The sequence below is a fragment of the Weissella sp. DD23 genome (genome assembly GCF_001579105.1).
In the GTDB taxonomy this organism is placed as follows: domain Bacteria; phylum Bacillota; class Bacilli; order Lactobacillales; family Lactobacillaceae; genus Weissella; species Weissella cibaria.
The window spans coordinates 288409-294953 of sequence record NZ_KQ970392.1 but is presented as its reverse complement, the minus strand read 5'-3'; the positions used below and the strand labels follow the sequence as shown (position 1 = coordinate 294953).

The 6545-nt window shown below is 45.3% G+C and carries 5 protein-coding genes, 1 tRNA gene and 2 pseudogenes; 1 reads left to right on the top strand and 7 read right to left on the bottom strand.

The features are described 5' to 3' along the window. Positions 1-327 (bottom strand): annotated as a pseudogene (locus tag WEIDD23_RS14610) (amidohydrolase family protein); the annotation flags it as partial. Between the two features lie 172 nt (positions 328-499). Then, positions 500-2479 carry an ABC transporter ATP-binding protein/permease gene (locus WEIDD23_RS05710; RefSeq protein WP_010371381.1) on the bottom strand — a complete coding sequence of 660 codons (1980 nt, stop codon included), beginning with the start codon at positions 2477-2479 and terminating at the stop codon, positions 500-502. Between the two features lie 149 nt (positions 2480-2628). On the opposite strand from WEIDD23_RS05710, the gene WEIDD23_RS05705 reads away from it, so the two are divergent. Then, positions 2629-3276 (top strand): TetR/AcrR family transcriptional regulator, encoded by a 648-nt coding sequence (locus WEIDD23_RS05705; protein ID WP_010371388.1) that lies wholly within the window; start codon positions 2629-2631, stop codon positions 3274-3276. A gap of 58 nt (positions 3277-3334) precedes the next feature. Here WEIDD23_RS05705 and WEIDD23_RS05700 read toward each other — a convergent pair whose 3' ends face one another. The 5 genes and pseudogenes from WEIDD23_RS05700 to WEIDD23_RS05680 form a co-directional block, all read right to left on the bottom strand. Further along, positions 3335-4153 (bottom strand): HAD hydrolase family protein, encoded by an 819-nt coding sequence (locus tag WEIDD23_RS05700; RefSeq protein ID WP_229103710.1) that lies wholly within the window; start codon positions 4151-4153, stop codon positions 3335-3337. Between the two features lie 17 nt (positions 4154-4170). Further along, complete coding sequence (locus WEIDD23_RS05695) at positions 4171-4671, bottom strand: methylated-DNA--[protein]-cysteine S-methyltransferase (protein WP_010371392.1); 501 nt, start codon at positions 4669-4671, stop codon at positions 4171-4173. A 65-nt stretch (positions 4672-4736) separates the two neighbouring features. Next, a complete protein-coding gene (locus WEIDD23_RS05690) occupies positions 4737-5540 on the bottom strand; it encodes an HAD hydrolase family protein (protein ID WP_010371394.1) in 804 nt (267 codons plus the stop codon). Between the two features lie 115 nt (positions 5541-5655). Continuing rightward, positions 5656-5727: transfer RNA gene (locus WEIDD23_RS05685), tRNA-Glu, on the bottom strand. Between the two features lie 76 nt (positions 5728-5803). After that, positions 5804-6545 (bottom strand): annotated as a pseudogene (locus tag WEIDD23_RS05680) (hypothetical protein); the annotation flags it as partial.

The following is a 6545-nucleotide window of genomic DNA, read 5'->3' as shown; positions in this document are numbered from 1 at the left end:
TGAAATATTCTCAACTGATTGGGTCATGGTTGTTGGGAAAACAGCCGTAATTCCCTCTGAAATTTGCCCATGCACCATCTTAACGATATCTTCTGTCACACCGTCCATGGTATCAAATCCATAGGCACCGTGCGTGTGGACATCAATAAAGCCAGGTACAATAACTTTACGATCGGCCCGGACAACGTCATCCGTTGCCGTCAAAACCAATTCAGCCATTGGCCCCATTGCTTCAATTTGCTTATCAAAACGGATGTAAGCATCCTTGATAACTGGATTTTCTTGTTCCCCGGTATAGATGGTTGCGTGGGTCAAAACTGTGCTCATGATTAACTCCCCTTTAAGTGAAATACTAAATTGGTACAGGCGGTAATTAGCCGTCTCTATCATGTTCTTATCGCTTACAAGTTTACACGGTCTAGGTCACTTTTTCCAGTGACAGTTAAAAGCCACCATCCCCTGTACATCGACTGGGGATGGTGGCTTTTAAAGTTAACTATTAATCTGCTGACAAAGCATCAATTGGGTTCAACTTTGCTGCACGACGAGCTGGCAACAAAGCTGCCAAGAATGAAATGACCAAAGCTAAGATCAATGTCATCACGACATTGCCCAATGAGATTTGAATCATATCAAACTTCGCGATTTGGTAAAGGGCACTGTTCAACCCAGCCCCAATACCGAATGCCAAAATCACTGCCAAAATGAAACTTGCCAATCCAATCAACAATGATTCTGACGTGAACAAGTTACGAACGTCCTTCTTGCTTTCACCCAAAGCACGCAAGATACCAATTTCCTTCGTTCGTTCTGAAACGGACATGAACATCGTCACAATAATCATCAAGGCTGACACAATCAATGAGATGGCCGCAATCGCTGCCAACACATTTGTTGCCAATGACACAATCGTGTTAATCGTATCCAAGATTGAACCAACCGTTACCGCTTGGTACAAACGCTTGCCATCTGCATCCTTCATCTTGTTGACTGCCTTTTGGAAGGCCTTCACATCATCGGTATGCTTCACACGAACCGTCACGAACAACGCACGCGTATCCGCACCAGCTTCCTTGTAGGCATCTTCGATGGTGCCGGCCGTTGTCACGTTAGCTGTACCGGCTTGGCCAGCATCGATAACACCTGCAACCTTGAATGTCTTGTTAATCTCAACTGGTGTCATTCCGTCTGACTTAACTGTCATCCACTTAACCGTCATCGTCTTACCAACAACTGATTGCCAATCCTTGGTATTGAACTTCTTCGCAACCGTCTTCTTGTCGACCAAGATTTCGTTCTTGCCCGGCACATGACCAGCCTTGATCAACTTCTTTTGATAAGTTGCTGACCACGTTTGCACTGTGCCAAGTGAGTAAGCCTTACCATCCAATGTTGCTTGCACGTTACCGGCTTGATAACCCTTTTGCAACGTCTTCACGTACTTGTTGGCCTTAATCTTCTTGATTTGGTCATCTGAAATCGTCGTCTTATCCATGTCAACGCCGGCTGTGGCCCCAGAAGTTTGACCAACGCCGCCGTTATCACCTTGATGACGGGCAACCGTTACCGCCGTTGGATTAGCCAAAGAATTGACCTGGTCATTAATGTAGGCCTTAACACCATTTCCTAACCCGGTAAACAGCATCACCGCAAACAAACCAATTGCCGTTCCAATCATAATCAACGAATTACGCCAGAAGTTATACGTTAAGTGCTTAAACGCATTGCGGAATGACGCTGACGCTGGCAATGGTCGGTCAGCTAAACGCGTATCATCGGCTGGAAGTTCGAATGCTGGTCGCAAACGTTGGTCGTCATCAATTTGACCATCTGCCAAATGAACAATTCGTGTCCCGTGGTTCGCCACATCTTGTGAGTGCGTTACCGCGATAACCAACTTACCATCCTTGGCAATGTCTTCTAGGATTTCCAAAACTTCAGCCGTGTTTTTACCGTCCAACGCACCCGTTGGCTCATCAGCAATAATCACCTTAGGGTCTGATGCCAACGCACGGGCAATTGCCACACGTTGCTTTTGTCCACCTGACAATTGGTTAGGGTGCTTCTTAATTTGTTCTTGCAAACCAACCTTTGTCAGTAGTTCAGTTGCGCGGGCCACTTTCTCCTTTTGGCTCAACGTCGTCATCTCTAATGAGACCAATACATTTTCCAAAACCGTCAAGTGACTAATCAAATTGTAGGCTTGGTAGATGTAACCAATCGTCCCCCGACGGTAAGCATCGAGTTGCTTTTCTTTTTTGTGGTCCAAAACTTGACCGTCAATGGTAACTTGACCCTCAAATTCACGATCCAAACCACCAATGATATTCATCAGAGTCGACTTACCGCCACCTGATTCACCAAGAATTGAAACAAACTCGCCCAATTCAAAGTCCAAGTCAATTCCCTTCAAAACAGGGAACTCTTCTTTACCCAAAAAGTATGACTTGCGGATATTTTGTAATTCCAAAAATGCCATTGTTCTTCCTCCGGCCTTTCATATTCATATTTTCATTAAGTTAAATATAAGTGTACCGCCACCCCATACCCACGTCAAGAAAACTTTAATATAACACTTGCTGATTAAACTTTTTGTGGTATATTAAAATTAAATCAAGGAGGTACATCATGAACCGAGAAACCAAAAAAGCGCTCACGAAACAACAATTAATCGCGAGCGCTACGGCTTTGTTCCGTGAGAACGGCATTCACAATACTGACTTAAAAAGTATCGCAGCTGATGCCGGTGTTTCAGTGGTGACCTTCTACAAGTATTTCGATAGTAAGGATACCCTTGTCCGGGAAATTGCTAACGATGAACTCAATAACCTTTTTGACCGTATCATGGCGATTGCAGATTCACCTGATCTAACGATTTTAGATAAGATAAAGGCTTTTGCCACACTCACGGCCACTGCCCAAAAGAAAATCGCCACCACATACGGCCCAGAAATGATTACCTTGCTTGAGACAGATGATGCACACATTCGGGCAGTTGCTGACACACGCCGAGATACTTTTTTTACGACCATTATTGAACAAGGACGGTCTGAAGGCTTCTTCAATGCTGACGTCAGCACCGCTGCTATTCGCGTATACATCGATATGTTCATGTCGTACGATCGTCAAAAAACCATCGCTCTTGCTCAGGGTGAAATCGATATCAAAACAATCGATCAGCAACTTGAACAACTCTTTTTCTACGGCTTAATGGGTTATATCAACGTTGACAAGCGCGCCCAACTAGACCAAATTCGCCAACAAAATAGAGAGTGAGACAAAAGGCTTTTAAGGCTGAGACAGAAACTTCTGTCCCAGCCTTATTTTTCTACACTCATATTAGTTCTTGCCAAGTTTGCAACACACCGTCGTGATTATTGTCAGCGACAGCGATGGCATAATCATACGCGAATAATCGCTTATCAGCATTAGGCATAATAATTGGTTGCCCTGCGATTGCCAGCATTTCTAAATCGTTCATACCATCCCCAAAGACAGCTAATTCCGATGGCGTACCACCAAGTGTCTCCAATAATTGCTGGAGGCTGGCCGCTTTATTAACACCTGGCGCCATGACATCCACGACACCATTTCCGGGTGTCGTTGCATGCACATCGGTCTGATTTTGGCGGACTTGGGTCACAAATGTTTCGCTTTCAGCTAGCGTCCAAAACACCGTCACCTTCATGACCGGTACGTCGACTTGCATTAACGAATCCACAAAGCGTGGCTGCCCATATAAGCTAGCCATCATCGTTAAAAAACCACTTGGGATGGCCCCATAATCGCGGACGACTAATAACTCATCCGGACTGAACACTAGGATACCACCATGCGGTTTAACTGACATACGATCGATTTCGTGTTGTAGACTACTTAATTGTTCTTGCGTCATCATGTGTCGTTCTTGAATCTGACCGTCAGCAGAAAGAATTGTTGCGCCGTTATCCGCCACAATATTCACCCGGTCTAAGAAACCACCAAATAACATTTGGACGTGTTTTAAATCGCGACCACTCGCCACGATGAATTCCCCGCCCGTTGCTTCATATGCTTTTAGGACCTGCGCAAATAAATCCCGATTAAATCGTTTCTGATCATTTAAAAGCGTACCATCTAAATCAGTTGCCACAAATTTTGTTTGCTTCATCATGTCACCTCACTCAAAAATTAATCTAACATAGAATTTTGAAGTTGGTGTTCAAATGCGAGTAAGTTTTGCTTCCAAGTCACGCCGGCCCGATAATTTCCCAACGTGCCATCTTGACGGACGATGCGATGACAAGCGCCTAAAATCAGTAATGGATTTTTCGCAACCGCTGTGGCAATGGCCCGGACAGCATTAGGTCGCCCAATCGCCGTGGCCAACGCTTGATAACTCATCGTCGTACCTGTCGGAATAGTTTGCAAGTATTGCCAAACTTGCCGTTGTAAATCGGTGCCATGCGATTGCCAATCCACTTGATATGGTGGTAAGGCCCGTCCTGCTAAATACGCAGCCACCAGATTGGCATAGCGCTGCTTGGTTGCCGACGTTGGCTGACCGGTTGGATACCAAGATTGATATTCAGCAACTGGGTCATCGGCCAACGAGACAAATTGCACGCCCATTGGTGAATAAAATAGCGTAATTGTGCCATTTAACAATGGATAACTTTCATAATTAATCATCAGCTAATCCCCCTACGCATAAGTTTAGCAAAAAGGAGCGAACCTGCGCTCGCTCCTATAATCAGTTAAATAATTGTTTCCAGCGTTGCCAAGACACCATCATGCTCATTATCAAATAGTGCCTCACGGTAGCCGCGGCCAAAGAGACGTTCATCTGAATTCGGCATAATGTACACTTCGCCCGCCAACTGCATCATTTCCAAGTCATTCATACCATCCCCAAAGACCGTCAAATCTTCAGGCGCTAATTGTAATTCGGCAATCATCGCTGATAGACTAGTCGCTTTATTGACACCTGCTGCTAAAATATCAACCGCCCCATAGCCTGACGTCGTTGGGTGCAAAGACAATGTTGTCGCTTGAATACGGGCAATCGCCTCATTTGAATGGACAACATCAAAAATCGCCGTCACGCTAGCCAATGGTTGGGGGATGTCGCGCAAGTGATCAACCATATGAATTTGACCATAGACCTGTGTCATATAGTCTTGCAAGTCAGCACGTAGCTCGCCATACCCATTTAAGCGGTACATGCTGTCCGCAGAAAAGGCAATAATACCGTCCTTTGGTGAAACATCTACCAAAATTTGTTCCAACTCAGTTAGTGTGGCTGGGTCAATCGTGCGCAAAGTCGTCGTTTCCGTCCCACGCACGTGCCATGCAGCACCGTTATTGGTCACCAGATGAACACGGTCAGCTAAAGCCCCAAACTTTGTGCGCACCCACTTCGCTTCTCGCCCAGTAGCAATGGCAAATTGGTCGCCTTGCGCATCCAACTTATCCAAAATAGTCGTAAAACGATCAGCATCAAACGTCTTATCCTCGTGTAGGAAAGTTTGATCTAAGTCAGTTACGTACAATCGTGTCATCTATGTTCACCTCTACTTATCATTTGTCACTTACAGTGTATCAAAGGTATTTGGGGATAGATACCCAAAAGTACAAAAAAGGCGATTGCTTTCGCAATCGCCTTTTTAATCAGTATAGCTCATCAGGGAGTCGAACCCTGGATGCCGGTGTGAAAAACCGGAGTCTTAACCGCTTGACCAATGAGCCATTATGTCGCTTCGTTGCCTCAACAACATAATATATATTACCAGGATAATCATCTCTTGGCAACCCTTTTTTTAAATTAATTTTCACCCCATGTACGTGCCGTTTTATTGATAACTAAAACACCCCGCCCTGGTACTGTAATTGTCGATAGTTGATCACAATCTTCAAATTGTGACAGAGCCGTCACCCAAATTGCCGCATCCGTTAAATCTGGCAACATCACTGCCGCTACCCCATCGATTAATTCATGCGTTGCAATGGCCCCCGAATGAATTGGTACTTCTAGATAAGGATCGACATCATCCGTCTTATCAAAAACTTCGAACGTCCAAAACCAATCTGGATCCTCCGGCTTTGTCTCAACGCGACGCATACCGCCACCTTCCAACGAGACAGCTGCGACTTCAGGTAGCGCCAACAACGGCCGTAAATGTTGTTCAAACGCCTGTTCAACTGCCCACCCCTGCACTAATGCACCCGGATGATAATTTGGCATTTCACCAGCAGCATATAACTGATTAGTCATCTGCTCCCCATATGTTGCCGCTGCTAAGACCGTCCGAAATTGAGGCGACACCTCATGAATCGACAGTTCACCTGCATTGAATCGATTCAAAGTCGACATTGGTCGCTTTTCTGAAAACTCACGAAAGATCCAGTCAAACCAATACTGCATTTGCACTTCGGCCAAATTGCCGTGCTCAGCAATCGCTTGTCGTGCCGGTTCACCACCTTTAAACGCTATCTTCGCCTCATACATGACACCGTCTTTTTCCACTGACAAACCTGCAAGCCAATACTTTGCATTAATTGGTTGT